The sequence below is a fragment of the Micromonospora vinacea genome, assembly GCF_015751785.1.
In the GTDB taxonomy this organism is placed as follows: domain Bacteria; phylum Actinomycetota; class Actinomycetes; order Mycobacteriales; family Micromonosporaceae; genus Micromonospora; species Micromonospora vinacea.
In genome coordinates, this window is record NZ_JADOTY010000001.1 from 1861201 (window position 1) to 1876699 (window position 15499).

General features: G+C 71.1%; 13 protein-coding genes and 1 pseudogene. 7 read left to right on the forward strand and 7 right to left on the reverse strand.

What is annotated here, in order from left to right; all coding sequences use genetic code 11:
* Positions 1–21: 21 nt before the first annotated feature.
* Positions 22–570 carry a GNAT family N-acetyltransferase gene (locus IW249_RS09025; protein WP_307788550.1) on the reverse strand — a complete coding sequence of 183 codons (549 nt, stop codon included), beginning with the start codon at positions 568–570 and terminating at the stop codon, positions 22–24.
* A 133-nt stretch (positions 571–703) separates the two neighbouring features.
* On the opposite strand from IW249_RS09025, the gene IW249_RS09030 reads away from it, so the two are divergent.
* Positions 704–1249 (forward strand): DoxX family protein, encoded by a 546-nt coding sequence (locus tag IW249_RS09030; protein WP_196920323.1) that lies wholly within the window; start codon positions 704–706, stop codon positions 1247–1249.
* Between the two features lie 215 nt (positions 1250–1464).
* Positions 1465–2931, forward strand: coding sequence for a glycosyltransferase 87 family protein (locus IW249_RS09035; RefSeq protein WP_196920324.1), 1467 nt, complete (start codon positions 1465–1467; stop codon positions 2929–2931).
* A 4-nt stretch (positions 2932–2935) separates the two neighbouring features.
* Here the strand turns inward: IW249_RS09035 and IW249_RS09040 are convergent, their stop codons facing one another.
* From IW249_RS09040 to IW249_RS35195, 6 genes and pseudogenes are all read right to left on the reverse strand, one after another.
* Positions 2936–3364 (reverse strand): molybdenum cofactor biosynthesis protein MoaE, encoded by a 429-nt coding sequence (locus tag IW249_RS09040; protein WP_196920325.1) that lies wholly within the window; start codon positions 3362–3364, stop codon positions 2936–2938.
* On the reverse strand, positions 3361–4617 hold the full coding sequence (locus tag IW249_RS09045; protein WP_196920326.1) for a molybdopterin molybdotransferase MoeA: 1257 nt from the start codon (positions 4615–4617) through the stop codon (positions 3361–3363). Before IW249_RS09045 ends, IW249_RS09040 begins: the two co-directional genes overlap by 4 nt.
* A 53-nt stretch (positions 4618–4670) precedes the next feature.
* Positions 4671–5141, reverse strand: a complete 471-nt coding sequence (locus IW249_RS09050; RefSeq protein WP_196920327.1) for a MogA/MoaB family molybdenum cofactor biosynthesis protein — start codon at positions 5139–5141, stop codon at positions 4671–4673.
* Entirely contained in the window at positions 5138–5629 is a 492-nt protein-coding gene (moaC, locus tag IW249_RS09055) for a cyclic pyranopterin monophosphate synthase MoaC (RefSeq protein ID WP_196920328.1), read from the reverse strand. The genes IW249_RS09050 and moaC overlap by 4 nt, the downstream gene beginning before the upstream one ends.
* Positions 5630–5912: 283 nt before the next feature.
* On the reverse strand, positions 5913–8702 hold the full coding sequence (locus IW249_RS09060; RefSeq protein ID WP_307788551.1) for a BTAD domain-containing putative transcriptional regulator: 2790 nt from the start codon (positions 8700–8702) through the stop codon (positions 5913–5915).
* Positions 8703–8732: 30 nt separating this feature from the next.
* A pseudogene (locus IW249_RS35195) lies at positions 8733–8996 on the reverse strand (AfsR/SARP family transcriptional regulator); the annotation flags it as partial.
* Positions 8997–9704: 708 nt separating this feature from the next.
* Between IW249_RS35195 and IW249_RS09065 the strand changes: the two are divergent.
* From IW249_RS09065 to IW249_RS09085, 5 genes are all read left to right on the forward strand, one after another.
* The gene (locus IW249_RS09065) at positions 9705–12236 is read left to right on the forward strand and encodes a putative bifunctional diguanylate cyclase/phosphodiesterase (protein ID WP_196920330.1); all 2532 of its coding nucleotides are present in this window, start codon (positions 9705–9707) and stop codon (positions 12234–12236) included.
* A gap of 50 nt (positions 12237–12286) precedes the next feature.
* A complete protein-coding gene (locus IW249_RS09070; RefSeq protein WP_196920331.1) occupies positions 12287–13636 on the forward strand; it encodes a glycosyltransferase 87 family protein in 1350 nt (449 codons plus the stop codon).
* Between the two features lie 41 nt (positions 13637–13677).
* On the forward strand, positions 13678–14310 hold the full coding sequence (locus IW249_RS09075) for a phosphoribosyltransferase (protein ID WP_196920332.1): 633 nt from the start codon (positions 13678–13680) through the stop codon (positions 14308–14310).
* A gap of 22 nt (positions 14311–14332) precedes the next feature.
* On the forward strand, positions 14333–14716 hold the full coding sequence (locus IW249_RS09080; RefSeq protein ID WP_091396643.1) for a TFIIB-type zinc ribbon-containing protein: 384 nt from the start codon (positions 14333–14335) through the stop codon (positions 14714–14716).
* A 104-nt stretch (positions 14717–14820) separates the two neighbouring features.
* On the forward strand, positions 14821–15498 hold the full coding sequence (locus IW249_RS09085) for a maleylpyruvate isomerase N-terminal domain-containing protein (RefSeq protein WP_196920333.1): 678 nt from the start codon (positions 14821–14823) through the stop codon (positions 15496–15498).
* The last annotated feature ends 1 nt before the right edge of the window (position 15499 follow it).

The following is a 15499-nucleotide window of genomic DNA, read 5'->3' on the forward strand; positions in this document are numbered from 1 at the left end:
GCCAACCACGGGCCGGCCCGGTCAGACCTTCGACCAGGGCGCCGGAAAGAGCACCTCACCGCGCGGCGGCGTGCCCTCCTCGCTGGTGGACGGCGGCAGCACCAGCGCCTGCCAGGGCTCACCGAGGCCGGCCCACGGGCCGGTCAGGCCCAGCTCACTCGCCGGGCCGAACCCGAACCGGCGGTAGAAGGCCGGGGCGCCGAGGACGACGACGAGCCGCTCGCCCAGCTCGGTGGAGGCGTCCAGGGCGGCCTGCACGACCGCCGTGCCGTGCCCGACTCGCTGTCGGTGCGGTGCGACCGCCACCGGGCCGAGCGCCAGGGCGGGCACGTCCGAGCCCCGCTCCGGCCGCAGCCGCACCCTCGTGAGCAGCGCGTAACCGACGACCTCACCGCCGTACTCGGCGATCATGGCCAGTTCCGGCAACCAGGCGGTGGTGTCGCGCAGCTCGTCGACCAGGCTGACCTCCGGTGGCGTCGCCACGTCCGGGCGGGCGAAGGCGGCGGCCAGGACGCGGCGGACCGGGCCGGCGTCGGCCGGGTCCTCGGGGCGTAGCCGCAGCGTGGTCACCCGCGCGACGTTACCCGCCAGCTCCCGTCCATCAGTGACTGTCGCTCGATTCGGCGTGGCGTACGTGTACGAACACCAATCCGATCCTGCGGTTGACGGGGTAGCAAACGCCGCGACGGGGTATGACTGATCCATGACGCCCGTACGCTCCCTCGCCCGCGCCATGCTGAGCGGCATCTTCGTGGTCAGCGGGTATCGCAACTTCCGCGCCCCCGGCCGGCTGGCGGTGGCCGCGAAACCGGTGACCGACAAGGTCGCACCCGTGCTGAAGAAGGCGCACCCGAGCTTCCCCACCGAGACCGAGACGTTGATCCGGCTCAACGCGGCCGTGCAGGTCAGCGCGGGTCTGATGCTGGCTACCGGCCGGTTCAGTCGGCCGGCGGCGCTGGTCCTCGCCGGCACGCTGGTGCCGGTGACCATCGCCGGGCATCCCTTCTGGAACAACGACGACCCGATCGCCAAGAACAACAACCAGATTCACGTCCTGAAGAACCTCGGGCTCCTCGGCGGTCTGCTGCTCGCCGCGGCGGACACCGGCGGCAAGCCCGGTCTGCGGTGGCGGACGGGTCATCGCATCGGCCACTCTCGACGTTCCATGCAACGTGCCGTCCGGACGGCCCGACGCGAGGCCCGCATCGCCGTCCGCTCGGCGTCCACCGCACGTCGACTTCCCGGCTGACCTGCGTCGATCCGTCTCTGTCTCACCCCCACCCCCCGCTAAGGCGACGAATTACCTGAACCACCCGGTAGGCGTTAACGCGGTGGAAATGTCAAAAACATGTGTGGGATCGGACACGGTCGCATAACGCGGGAGGCACTGACGTGAGGCGCCGTTCTAGGCTCCGTGCAGGACCTGGACGGGTAGGACGACCTTGGTACGGGGGTGGCCACGCCATGCCGACGGCTGTCGGTAGACGGGCGGACCGCCTCGCCCCAATCCAACGTGTGACACGCGGGATCGACCGCGTGACGCGCGGGATCGATCGCAGGAACGTCGTACGGGGCGCCATCGTGGCCGCCGTCGCCTATGCCGCATGGCTCGCCATCGGCACCTTCGGGCGGCCGTACAACTTCTTCGACATGAAGATCTACCACGGTGCCGTGGTGTGGTGGGCGAGCGGTCACGAGCTCTACGAGTTCATCGCGCCCGGAACAACCCTGGGTTTCACCTACCCACCCTTCGCCGGGTTGGTCATGCTGCCGATGGCGCAGCTGCCGATCGGCGCGGCCGGCATGGTCAACGCCGCCGCCAGCATCGCCGCGTTGGCGCTGGTGCTGGCCGGGCTGCTCCGACCCATCGTGGACCGGCTGGGGTGGCCGCTGTGGTTCACGGTGGCCGTGGCGGTGCCCCTCGCGGTCGCCATCGAGCCGGCCCGGGAGACGCTCGGCTACGGCCAGGTCAACATCCTGCTCTTCGCCCTGATCATGGCTGACCTGATCGGCCTCCGCTGGCGGTCCCGCCGGGGCACCCACTACGCCGCCACCGACGGCCCGCTGTTGCGCTTCATCTACGGCGGGGCCTGGGCCGGGGCCGGTATCGGCCTCGCCACCGCGGTCAAGCTCACCCCGGCGCTGTTCATCGCGTACCTGCTGATCACCCGTCAGTGGCGGGTGGCTGCCACCGCCATCGGCACCACGATCGGCGTGACGGTGGCGACCTTCGCGATCGTCGGTGACGAGTCGCGGACCTACTTCGGCAGCGTGCTGTGGCAGACCGAACGGGTCGGCGCGGCCGACATGACTCCCAACCAGTCCCTCGCCGGTCTGCTCGCCCGGCTGTACGACTCGATCGAGACCCCGGGGCTGCTGTGGCTGGCCTTCTCGGTCCTGGTCCTGGCGCTGGGCCTGTCCCGGGCGGCCAGTTCCCGCGCCGACGGTGACGAGCTGACCGCCTTCACGCTTGTCGGTCTCACCGCGAACGTGATCAGCCCGATCTCCTGGACGCACCACCTGGTCTGGGTGATCCCGGCGATCATCGTGCTGGCCGACGCCGCCGTACGTCGCCGCGAGGCGAGCCGGGGGATGCCGCAGCGCACCGGCCAGGGGCCGGTCTTCGGCGGTCTACCCGGGGTCAACGGGCTACGGCCGCCGATCTGGTACCCGACGCTGACCGGGCTCCGCCACGGCGTCGCCGCGATCGGGCTCTACCTGCTCTTCCTGATCTCGCCGATCTGGCCGTACGAACACCAACTGCCGGAGATGTCGCACTACCAGGACGGCCTGTTCGGTGCACTGATGGAGAACTCGCTGGCGCTCGCGCTGATCGTGCTGGTCGCCGCGCTGCCCTGGCGCCCCGGCGCGGAGCCGGCGTTCTACGGCGACCGGCTCGCCAGGGCAGTGGTGGTCAACGGCCACCGCTGAGCGGTCAGGGGCAGTTGACCCATTCCTCGGTGCCGTCGGTGAAGACCTGCCGCTTCCAGATGGGCAGTCGCGCCTTGACCTCGTCGACCAGCCGGGCGCAGGCCGCGAAGGCCGCCGCCCGGTGCGCGGTGCTCACCGCGGCGACCAGTGCCACGTCCCCGATCGCCAGGGGGCCGACCCGGTGCGACACCGCGACCGCGTAGACGTCGGGCTCAGCGGCGATCTCGGCGGCCACCTCGCGGAGCACCTGTGCGGCGCTCGGGTGCCCTTCGTACTCCAGGCTGGTGACCTGGCGGCCGTGGTCGTGGTCGCGGACCACGCCCTGGAAGGACACCACGGCGCCGGCCCGGCGGTCGGCGACCGCCGCCTCGTGCGTGGCGAGGTCCAGCGGCTGGTCGGTGACCTCGCCGAAGGTGATCGTTGGTGCGGTCACGACGCACGCTCCCCGGGAAACAACGGCAGTGGCACGATCGGCACCCGGTCGCCCGGCTCGCCGCTGGTGCCGGGTCGGATGACCGCGAACCCGTCCGCGCCGGCCAGGCCGCGCAGCATCGCCGAACCGACGTGGCGGACCGGGAACGCGACGCCGGCGGCCCGGTCCAGTCGGACCAGCGCCAGGTGGGTGTGGTCGCCGCGACCGGGCACCGCCTCGGCCAACGTGACCTGCGGCAGCAGCGGCATCGACCGGCCCTGGAGGCCGGCGAGCAGCGGGGCGACCAACGACACCAGCGCGACGATGGCGGACTGCGGGTTGCCCGGCAGCCCGGCCACGAACCGGGCGCGCCCGTCGGGGCCGGTCAGCCGGGCCAGCAGCATCGGGAAGCCGGGGCGGACGGCCACGGTGTTGACCACGTAGTCGGCGCCGAGCGCCTCCAGGGTCGGGTGCAGGTGGTCGACCGGGCCGTTCATCGTGCCGCCGGTGGTGCAGACCAGATCGGCGTTGGACAGCGCCGAGCGCAGGGCCGCCACGTGCGCGGGCAGCGTGTCCGCCACCGGGCCGACCACGTCGGATGGGCGGACCTGGCAGCCGTACCGTCGCAGCCACGCCGGCACCGCGGGCCCCAGCGCGTCGCGGATGCGACCGGCGGCGGGCGGACCCGCCGTCAGCAACTCGTCGCCGAAGACCAGCAGCGCGGCACGCGGCGCCCGCCGGACCCGCAGCGTGTCGTGCCCGCAGGCGGCCGCCAGGCCGATCACCGCCGGGTCGACCGGCGTGCCGACCGGCAACAACTCCTCATCGGCGTACGCCTCCTCGCCGGGTTTCCGCCACTCGGGCGCCTCCCGGGGAACGCCGCTGACCAGGCCGTCAGCGATTGACGACTCTTCCACGCGCAGCACGGCGGTGGCGCCCTCGGGCACCATCGCACCGGTCGCGATCTCGACTGTGGTGTCGTCCTCGGTGAGCGGCGCGGGGGTGCTGCCGGCCAGGACCCGACCGACGACGCGCCACGGCCCGCGGCCGCGAACCGCCCAGCCATCGACGCTGGAGGTGGGGAACGCCGGCAGGTCGGTGCGGGTGGTCAACGGCTCGGCCAGGGTCGACCCGTCGGTGTCGACGAGTGGTCGGGCGGTGGCGGGCAGCGCGGCGGCCAGACCGACCGCGTAGACCCGCGAACGCGCTTCCTCCCACCCGGCTGGCGGAGGTGCGGCGACCCGATCCGCTGTGGGTGCGGTTTCCGTGCTCACCGGCCGAGCCTATCGGCACTGACCGACACCCGCCCGGGCCTGGCGCGCACCGGTCAGTGGTCCCCACCGCGAAGCTGGTCGACGGTGTGCCCGAGGATCGGCCCGAGGACGGCCAGACCGTCCCGGGCGCCGCCGGTCGAGCCGGGCAGGTTGACCACCAGCATCCGGCCGGCGACCCCGGCCAGGCCCCGGGACAGCACCGACGTCGGCACCCGGTCACGGCTGTGCGCGCGGATCGCCTCGGCGATGCCGGGGATCTCGTAATCCAGCAGGCCACGGGTCACGTCAGGTGTCCGATCCGTCGGGGTCACCCCGGTGCCGCCGCTGGTCACCACCACGTCGACACCGTCAGCGCGGGCGGCCCGCAAGGCGTCACCGACCGGCTCACCGTCGGGCACCACCACCGGCTCGTCGACCTGGCAGCCCAACTCGCGCAGGCCGGCGACGAGCAGCGGCCCGCTGGTGTCGGCGTAGACACCGGCCGCGGCCCGATTGGAAGCGACGATCACCCGAGCCCGGATCACGGCCGGTCCTCCGGACGAACCCACTCGCCGGTCTTGCCGCCCTCCTTGCGCAGCACCCGGACCGCCTCCACCGAGGCCGCCGGGTCGACCGCCTTGACCATGTCGATCAGGGCGAGACCGGCGACAGCAACCGCCGTCAACGCCTCCATCTCCACCCCCGTGCGGTCCGCAGTGCGGGCAGTGGCAGTGATCTCCACGGTGTCGGCGGTCAGCGTCAGGTCGACTGTGACACCGTGCAGGGCGATCGGGTGGCAGAGCGGGATCAGATCCGGAGTGCGCTTGGCCCCCATGATCCCGGCCAGCCGCCCGACGGCCAACGCGTCACCCTTGGGCAGCCCGTCGCGATGCAACAGGTCGATGACCTCGGGTGTGGTCCGCAAACGGCCGGCCGCGACGGCCAGCCGCCCCGTCACCGCCTTGGCGGAGACGTCGACCATGCGGGCCGCGCCGGCGCGATCGACGTGGCTGAGCTGCGCAGGTTCGGTCACGGTCGTGAGCCTATCGGTGCGGTACGACGGTGGTCGGAAGGAGCGGCGTCACGCTGACGGCCGCACCGGGTGCTGACGGCGCAACGGCCCCGACGCCGCTCCTCCCTCACCAACCCACCGCCGAGGTCGCTGGGGGGACCCGGCAGCGGGTGCGTGTCGACGACCCGGTTCTGCCCACGGGCAGAACCTCCCCCGTTCGCCGATACGGCCGAGAAGTTACCGGGCCCGGCGATAAGAAATCGATAAGAGCCGTTTTGCCTGGTCAGGGCCCCGAATCCACCGTTCAGGAAGCCAGTTCGGCGAGACGGCGTTCGGCCTCGAAGCGCTCCGGCACACCCATCCGCCGGAAGATCGCCAACGCCCGCTCCCAGTGCCGCCGCGCCTCGACCGGGTCAGTGCGGACGAAGTGTTCGGCCAGCCCGGCCAGGGCTCGACCCTGCTCGTGTGGGTGCGCGATCCGAGTAGCCAACCGCAACGCCTCCTGGTGCACCTCGAACGCCTCGCCACTCCGCCCCTGCGCCAGCAGGGTCCGCCCGAGTTCGTTCAGCGCGGCCGCCTCGACGTGTCGCTCCCCTGAACCGATCGACAGATTCCGCGCCAACTCGTGCTCCTGCTGGGCCTCCACCAGACGACCCAGACCGCGATAGGCGATCCCGAGGTCGTTGCGCACCTCAGCCTCGGCGTACCGGTGGCCGGTGCGATCACGTAAGGCCAACGAGGCCAGAAGGATGCGGATCGCCTGCGGAAGGTCACCCATCCGGAGGCGTACGGCGCCGATGTGGCTGAGCGCGTTGAGCGTGTGGAACTCGTCGGAGTTCGTCCGGGCCCACCACAGATGCAGGCGGTGTATCCGAAGCGCCTCCTCGTAGCGGCCCAGAGCCGTCAGCGCCAACCCCAGATTCGGCAGCAGGATCGAACCGCCGACATTCCCGTACACCTTGTAGTCGCGCAAACACTCGAAACCGAGCTTCACCGACTCGGACAGGTGACCGCTCCACCAGTAGACGGCGGCGAGGTTCGCGCGGTACCGGGCCGGATTCAGCAGGTCCGGCGAGTCGCGGGAAAGCTCGACCGAACGTGTCAGGTGATCGAGTGCCCCCTGCTTGTTCCCGGTACGGACGTAGGCGGATGCCAGGTAGTTGTTCATCAGTGCGAGCGCATCGACGTCTCCGGTAGCCTCCGCCGCCTCCAGCCCATGACGGTGGGTCAGGATGATGTCTTCGAAGTAGCCGCGGATGTAGCAGAAACGCCAGAGTGCGCGGGCCAATTGCCAGCAGTGCCGGTAGAACCCCGACTCGTGCGCCGACAACACCATCGTCACCAGGTCCGTCCGCTCGGCCTCCAACCAGTCAGCGGTCGGCTCTCCAATGGCCTCGACGAGCTCAACCTGTCCGGACGGAATGTGCGTTACCTGGGATCTGATGACGCCCGGCTCCAGCAGATCGGCGACCTTCAGGACGACCTCCAGCGTGAAGTCGAACAATCGAGTCAGTCCAAGTCGACGGTCGTGCGAGGAGTCGGTACCCGAGCACAGGTTGATGGAGTACTGCCGCATGAGGTCGTGCAGTCGATATCGCGTCGAGTCCAGGTCCTCCACCAGGTTCCTGTCGACGAGGTCGTCGAGCGCCGCGCGAGCCTCCGTGATCGTCAGCCCGGTCAGCGCGGCGACTGCCGGCACGCCGAAGCGACTGCCGGGGTACAGACCCAGGAACCGGAAGACACGCTTGGTCGAACTCGTGAGCGGCTCATAGGAAGCGGCGAAGGCCCCGGTGACGGTGCTCTCCTCCTGAGCCAGATGGTGCAGCACTGGAGCGTCGCCAGCCATCTGCCCGGCCAGGTCCGCCAACCGCCAGCCGCGCCGATGCGCCAGCCTGGCACCGGCCAGCCGAATCGCCAGAGGGAGGTACCCGCACCGACGCACCACCTCGGCGGCCGCCTCCGGTTCGGCCTCGACCCTGTCCCGGCCGACGCTCACACGGAGCAGATCCACGCTCTCGTGGGGGCTCATCACCGGCAGCGTCCGCGACGGTCCGGCATCCGGATGGGAGAGCCGTCGCCGCGAGGTCACCACCACGACGCTGGTCGGCTCCGCCGGAAGCAGGGGCATGATCTGCTCGCTGCTCGCGGCGTTGTCGAGAACCACCACTGCCCTGCGGCGCGCCAACTCCTGTCGCCACAACTCCACTCTGTCGTCGAACTCCACCGGAACCCGGTCGGCCGGCACCCCAAGCTGTCGAAGCAGGGTGAACAAAGCGCCCGCCGGCTCGAGCCGGTTCTTGTCACCGTGCCCGCACAGGTCGATGAACAACGCGGCGTCCGGGTATCGATCGGACAGCCGACGGGCGAGGTGCACGGCGAGGGCCGTCTTCCCGCTGCCCGCCATGCCGTCGATGATGTGTACGGCCGGAACCCGCTCCTCGACCCGCCGGGTCTCCGCCAGCAGCCGCAACACCACGTCCTCCCTGCCGACGAAGTCGGTGACCGCCCGGGGAAGGTGATCCACCGGGATGACCCGATGCGCCTCCTCCGATGCCGCGCCAACCGGCACACCCGCCCCGGCCGCTACCGAGCGCGCCCGGCCAGTTCCCGCAACCCGTACGGTGGCCCGCCCGGAACCTGGGCGCGACATCGCCGTGACGATGGAGCGGCGCAACTCCTCAAGGTTGCCCCCGGGGCCCACACCCAGCTCCGTGGTCAGTGTTGTTCGGATCTCCTCGTACACCGCCAGCGCCTCCGCGTTGTCCCCGCGCTCGTGCAGGGCCCGCATGAGGAGGACGTGGGTCGGCTCACGGAGAGGATGGCGGGCCACCACTTCGCGCAACAGCGAAATTGCCAGGTCGTCCCGGCGCGATCTCAGTTGCACGTCGGCGAGAAGCTCCACGGTCAACAGCCGCTCCTCCTCGGCGGCGATAGTCCGGGAGGTGAGGACGGGCCCGAGCGGGACACCGGCGAGCATCGGCCCCCGCCACCGAGCCAGGGCGTGCCCCAGCAGCTCGCGGGCACGGTCCAGTTGGCCAGCCGCCAGCGCTACCCGACCCGCGTTCCGTTCCAGCTCGAAGCGAAAGACATCCACCCGTTCCGGGTCGACTACGAGCCGATAGCCGTTGCGTTGGCGCGCGATGGCGTCACGACCGGCCGGGTGAGCCTCGAAAGTCCGGCGCAGATTGGCGGCATAGGTCCGCACATTCGCTACGGCCGATCGCGGTGGGCGATCGGCCCATAACTCATCGACGAGGTCGTCCACTGTCACCAGTCGACCGGGCTGAACGGCGAGCATTGCGAAGATTGCCTGCTGCTTGGGTGTACCAAGGCGCAGCGTGCGGGTAGACAGTTGCACCGAAAGGCCGCCCAGAACCTGAATCTCCACCCGCCCCCGCCAGCCGTATCAGGTATTCAGCCGATCACGCAACGGAGTGTACGACCCCGTGGGGTGGCGCACCGCTTACGGGGCGATACGAACGACGGTTCGGCGTGTAGGAGTGACGGGAGGAGCTGCGCGAATGCCAGTCCAGGACCGCACGGTGCCGGCAGCAAGTTGCACCCCCGCCTGCCGAAACGCGATTATCCACCCGTCGTCGCCAAGAACCCGGGCGAAGGCTGGTGCCATTACCTGCCCCGCTGGGCGCCCTCGGCCGCACCAACTCTGCCCATGCCGCCCTCACGCTTGACCAAACTCCGGATGAGGTAACTCCTGAGGAGCCCTCAGACTCAACGAATAAGGAGTCCCATAACCTCGTCAGATACCGTCCGCAGTTGCAAGGTGCCACTTGAATCCAACGCCGGCAAGCTCGACCGCACTCCGTTCAGTAACGATGGACAGAACGTGATAAACGGGCGTCAACTTGGCTAATGTTGCGCATACCGACATTTATTTCTTCTAGCCTGCCCTTCCGCCTCTTAAGCTGCCTTTCGGAGGAAGACCTCCCCATCACGGGACAGGTACTCCAATTGTCGCAGCGGGAGAAGGGGGCAACGCGATGCGTGGCACCGACTGGAACTGACAAGTTCGACACAGGACTTCTGAGGGCCCGAGCAGTAGGCTGCGAGAACGCGCAGGCAGTCCTTCGGGAGCGGCATGACCCTTCCTCAGCGACGAGAGATTGAGACCGATCGGCGGCTGTTGCTGCTCGTCGGTCTCGTCGTCGTTGTTGCCGCGGTCATCGTCGCCACGTCACTTCCGGCCGCATGGCGTTCGGCGAAGCTGGAGACGGTGAGCGACGCCGCAGTCCTGCTCATGCTCACGCTCATGATCGCGTTGGGCACGCTGGTCAAGGCTCGTGTACGGATCCGGTCGACGACTCAGTCGATCAGCTGGAACGAGACAGCGATCATCGTCGGTGCGGCCATCGCTCCGACCTCTGTGGTCGTGCTCTGCACCGCAGTCGGGATCGCCCTCGCCTCGCTTCGCCTCACACCGATAAAGCTGGCCTTCGGTATCGGCAAGAACGTCATCGTCGCCTGGGGCGCTGGCACGGCACTCGCGATGACAACCTGGACCTGGCCGCCCACCGGGACGGCCCCCCTGATGCTGCTGGGGCCGTTGGCGCTCGCCTACCTGGTCGCGGCGCTCTTGGACGATCTGCTCGCCATCCCGGTCATCGCACTCGCCTCCCAGACCAGGATCGCGAAGCACTTCCGCAGCAATCTCGACCTTCGGCTCGCTGGCTTCGCCGTGCGGTTCGCCGTTGCGGCCTGCACGCTGCTGATCATCCGGATGGACCCCCGGCTACTGCTCGCCGTCCCACCTCTGGTCCTGAGCCTGCACCTGGCCTACTCCGCACGCATTCGAGGCCGCACCGAGCAGCAGGCGTGGCAGCGGCTGGCCCGCACCACCGACGCGCTCAACGTGGTCGACCTGGACAACGTCCTCACCACCGCGGTCATCCAGGCCGCCGAGCTGTTCTCCGCCGACGAGGTCGAGATCGAGCTGCGCGACGGCGGCCGCACCGTGCGCGGTGGCACCGGCGGCATCACCTTCGACGGGCCGACCGGCACGCCCACCGACGTGGACGGCACGATCGTCCCCGCGCCGCTGGAAGGACACGACCGGACCGTCGACGTCGGCATGCTCCGACTGCGCTTCCGCGGCCCGGTGCAGCTCTCCGAGCGGGAGCAGTACACCCTGCGCACCTTCGCCTCGGCGCTCTGCACGGCCGTCCGCAACGCCCAGGCGTACGCCGAGCTGGCCCGGGCCGCCGACGAGCACGCGTACGCGGCCTCGCACGACGCGCTGACCGGCCTGGCCAACCGCCGACACCTCCTCGACGAGGGCACCGAGCAGTTGAGCACCCGGCACGCCGACGGGGTGACCGCGCTGGTGCTGATCGACCTCAACCACTTCAAGGAGGTCAACGACACGCTCGGGCATGCCGCCGGCGACCAGGTGCTGGTGCAGGTGGCCAACCGGCTGCGGGGTGCGGCCCAGGCGACCGACCTGGTGGCCCGCCTCGGCGGCGACGAGTTCGCCGTACTCCTGCGGGGTCTGCCGGCCCCGGCGGTGGCCGCGCACCGGGCCGAGACGCTGCTCGCCGCCCTGCACGAGCCGTTCGAGTTGGACGGCATGCGAATCAGCGTCGAGGCCAGCGGCGGGATCTCCGGCGCCCCGTCCAACGGCGGCATGGCCGAGCTACTGCGCCGCGCCGACGTGGCCATGTACCAGGCGAAGCGGGCCGGGCAACGGATCTCCACGTACGCCCCGACCCGGGACACGGCCGATCTCGGCCGCCTCACTCTCGGCGGTGACCTGCCGCGCGCGGTCGCCGACCACGAGTTCGTGGTCAACTTCCAACCGATCGTCGACCTGGGCACCGGTGAGGTGACCAGCGCGGAGGCGCTGGCCCGCTGGCACCACCCCACCCACGGCATGATCGACCCGCTGCGGTTCCTGGAGGCGGTGGAACGTTCGGGCCTGCTACCGGCCTTCGCCGAGGCGATCCTCGACCAGGCGCTGATCGCGGCGGTCAGTTGGCGCGACGCCGGCTTCGACGTACCGGTCGCGGTCAACGTGTCCCCGCGCAGCCTGCTCGACGCGCGGTTCCCCGGCTCGGTGCTGGCCCGTCTGCGCGCCCACGACCTACCACCGGACCGGCTGGTCCTGGAGTTGACCGAGACGCTGACCCTCAGCCAACTCGACGTGGTCGACCGGGTGCTCAGCCGGCTACGCGACGAGGGAGTCCGGTTGGCGTTGGACGACTTCGGCACCGGCTACTCCTCGCTGTCGCTGCTCTCCCGGATCCCGGTACACGAGCTGAAGATCGACCGGAGCTTCGTGACGACGATGGAGAGTTCGGCAGAGGCCGCCGCCGTCATCCGTTCCACCCTCGACCTGGGTCGCAGCCTCGACCTGGACGTGGTGGCCGAGGGGGTGGAGAGCGAGCCGCAGCGGCGCGCCCTCTGGGAGTTGGGCTGCGTCGCCGGCCAGGGGCACCTGTTCGCCCGGCCGGTGCCGTCCGGCACCCTGCTCGCGGCGATGCAGCGCGGTTCGGGCGGCCGACCGGGCACCCTGGCCGCGCCGCTGCACGACGCCGGGGCGGTGATCCGGCTGAGCCAGAACCGCCGCCAGGCCGGCCGTTCCCGGCCGGACCGCCTGCCACACCTGCCCGCCTGAGCAGGCATCGGCCCACTACGCGGCCAGCCCGGTCTGCCAGACTGTCGCGCGTGATCGTCGACGACCCGACCGCCCGCCGCCGTCGCTGGCACTGGCGGACGCTCGACAACGCCGCTGGCGGACTCGCCCTCGACCTGGGCCTCTACGCCGTCTCGGCCATCTTCGCCGCGATCACCGCTGTCACGTCGACACTGCTGCCGCACCGCGCCTGGGGCGCGGTCGCCGCCGTCGGCTACCTGATCGCAACACTGACGGTGATCGTCCAACTCCTGCTGCGTCGACGCTCCCCGACCTCCCGGCTGACCGGTCTGCCGGCCCGCTGGACGGTCACCGGTCTCGCCTGGGCGGCCACCACACTGCTGCCCCTGGCCTGGCAGAGCATCGACCGGGCCGGCGGGCGCACCGACCGCGCGCAGGAGGAGGTGCTGGTCGTGGAGCAGGCCGGCAGCCGCCTCCTGGAGCACGGCACGCCCTACCTCGGACCCGATGCCATCGCCGCCCTGCCACCCGGCGAGCAACTGATGGGCTACACCCCGTACCAGCCCGGCATGGCGATGTTCGGCCTGCCCAGAGCACTGCTCGACACATGGTGGACCGACTCCCGGGTCTGGTTCGCGGTGGGCACCGCGCTGGCGCTCGCCCTGGCCGTGGCTGCCCTGCGCCGAACACCGGCCACCACCGGCCAGGCCACCTCCACCGCAGCCCACCGACGGGACGCCGCAGTGCTGCGCGGCGTGCAGGCCGCCACCGTACTGCCGATCTGCGCCCTCACCCTCGCCACCGGCGGCGACGACCTACCCGTACTCGCGCTCTGCCTGCTGGCCCTCGCGTTCGCCGCCGCCGACCGACCCGGCCGGGCCGGCCTCGCGGTCGGGCTCGCCGGCGCGCTGAAGCTGTTCGCCTGGCCGGTGGCCCTGGTCCTGATCGTCTGGGGTCTGACCCGGCGCGCCGGCACCCGGGTCGCCGCAGGCGCCATCGGGCTGCCCGTCGCGGCACTACTGCCGGCGCTGCTGGTGGACCGCGACGCCCTCACCGAGAACGTGCTGCGCTTCCCCCTCGGCCACGGCCTGGTCACCAGCCCTGCGCAGTCCCCGTTCCCCGGCTACCTGATCGCCAGTGCGCTACCCGCCGGCCGGCTGATCGCCGCCGCGCTGCTCGTCGCCGCCGGCGTGGCCATCGCCGTCCGGCTCGCCCGCCGCCCGCCCCGCACCGCCGTCGCCACCGCGCTCATCTGCGGGTACGGGCTGCTCGCCGCCATCGCCCTGATGCCCACGACCCGCTTCGGCTACCTGCTGTACCCGCTGGCCCTGCTGACCTGGGCCCCCGCCCTGCACCGCCCGGACGACACGGCGGCCGCCACGGTCCCCGACGAGCGGTCCGGTCGGACCACTTCGGCGTAACTGTCGGGCGGAACGCCGCGTCAGGGCGTAAACCTGAAGGCATGACGACGTACCGCGACCGGGCCGACGCGGGCCGGGTGCTCTCCGAACGGCTCAGCGCACTCATCGGCGAACCGGATGTCGTCGTCCTCGGCCTCGTCCGTGGCGGCGTGCCGGTCGCCCGGGTCGTCGCCGAGCGGCTCGGCGCGCCACTGGACGTGCTGGTCGTCCGCAAGCTCGGCATGCCGTGGGCCCGGGAGGTCGCCTTCGGCGCCCTCGGTCCGGGCGGCGTCCAGGTGCTCAACGACGCGGTGGCCAGCCGGCTCAGCAGCGACGACATCGCCGAGGTCCGCCACCGGGAACAGGCCGAGTTGGAACGCCGGGAACGGCTCTACCGGGGCAACCGCCCACAGTTGGACCTCACCGGGCGGACCGCCGTGATCGTCGACGACGGCCTCGCCACCGGCGCGACCGCCCGCGTCGCAGTCGAGGTCGTCCGCCACCTCGGGGCGCACCGGGTCGTGGTCGCGGTCCCGGTCGGCGCGCAGGAGGCGTACGAGCTGCTCGCCGCCGAGGCCGACCAGATCATCTGTGCCCAACGTCCGGCGGACTTCGGCGCGGTCAGCGTCTACTACGACGACTTCCACGAGGTGTCCGACGAAGAAGTCACCGAGGCGCTCACAGCAACTGCATAGGTCCACCGGGTACCGTCGGGCGATGAGTAGCCTCACCTGTCCCAAGTGTCACGGAGAAATGCGCCAGTACGAGCGCAGCGGCGTCGTCATCGACCAGTGCGGGGAGTGCCGAGGCATCTTCCTGGACCGCGGCGAGCTGGAGAAGCTGTTCGAGGCGGAGGCCAACTGGAGCCGCCAACAGACCGGAGGTGCCCCCGGGCAGCCCGCGCAGCAGCCGGCCGGCTACCCGCCCCCGCCGCCCCCGCCGCACCAGCCCGGTTACGGCGCCGTCCCGCCGCCGCCCCCGCCCGCCCACGGCTACCCGCCGCAGCCGGCCTACGGCCACCAGCAGCAGCAACACCACGGCTACCACGGGCACTACCGGCAGAAGAAGCGCAAGGGTTTCCTCGACGAGATGTTCGGCTGATCCAGGCCGACCTTCCGCCCGGGTCGATCCACGTATCGACCCGGGCACATCACCCGGGCCATTGATCGTTGGCGGGCGCGGCGCTTCATGCGAGGCTCAATCGCATGACCGCGATCCGACCGGACGAGGCGCTGGCCCAGGCGTACGACGGGATCACCGCGGTGGTCGGTCACCTGGACGACGCCGGCCTGCAACGAGCCACCCGCTGTCAGGGCTGGCTCATCGCCGACCTGCTCCTGCACGTGCTTGGCGACGCCCAGCGGGCACTTGTCACACTGGCCAGCCCCGCCGACGGCCCCGCCGACGTCGACGACGTGAGCTACTGGCGTGACTTCCCCGGCGGCGGCGACGAGGCCGCCCGGCACGCCTGGTGGGTACGCCGATCGGCTGCCGCCTTCGACCGCCCGACCGGGATCGTCGACCTCTGGCGGGACACCGCCCCGGCGGCGGTCCGCGCCGCCACGTCAGCCGACCCCGAGGGGTACGTGACCACGCAGGGGCACGTGCTGCGCGTACCGGATTTCCTCGCCACCCTGACCACCGAGGCCGCCGTCCACCACCTGGACCTGACGCTGGAACTGCCCGACGCGCCGCCGCCCGGCCCACTGGCGGTACGCGTCGCGGTGGCGACGATGGACGGCCTGCTCAGCGACGACACCGTTCGACCCACCGCGTGGGACGACAACGACTTCCTGCTGAAGGCCACCGGGCGCGTCCCGCTGACCGACCGGGACCGGCTGGAGCTGGGCGAGTCGGCGGGCTGGTTCCCACTGCTCGGCTGAC

What these genes read in the sequence shown, in the direction of transcription:
- IW249_RS09030 (WP_196920323.1), top strand. Translation starts at nt 704, where the DNA reads ATGACGCCCGTACGCTCCCTCGCCCGCGCCATGCTGAGCGGCATCTTC.
- IW249_RS09035 (WP_196920324.1), top strand. Translation starts at nt 1,465, where the DNA reads ATGCCGACGGCTGTCGGTAGACGGGCGGACCGCCTCGCCCCAATCCAA.
- IW249_RS09065 (WP_196920330.1), top strand. Translation starts at nt 9,705, where the DNA reads ATGACCCTTCCTCAGCGACGAGAGATTGAGACCGATCGGCGGCTGTTG.
- IW249_RS09075 (WP_196920332.1), top strand. Translation starts at nt 13,678, where the DNA reads ATGACGACGTACCGCGACCGGGCCGACGCGGGCCGGGTGCTCTCCGAA.
- IW249_RS09080 (WP_091396643.1), top strand. Translation starts at nt 14,333, where the DNA reads ATGAGTAGCCTCACCTGTCCCAAGTGTCACGGAGAAATGCGCCAGTAC.
- IW249_RS09085 (WP_196920333.1), top strand. Translation starts at nt 14,821, where the DNA reads ATGACCGCGATCCGACCGGACGAGGCGCTGGCCCAGGCGTACGACGGG.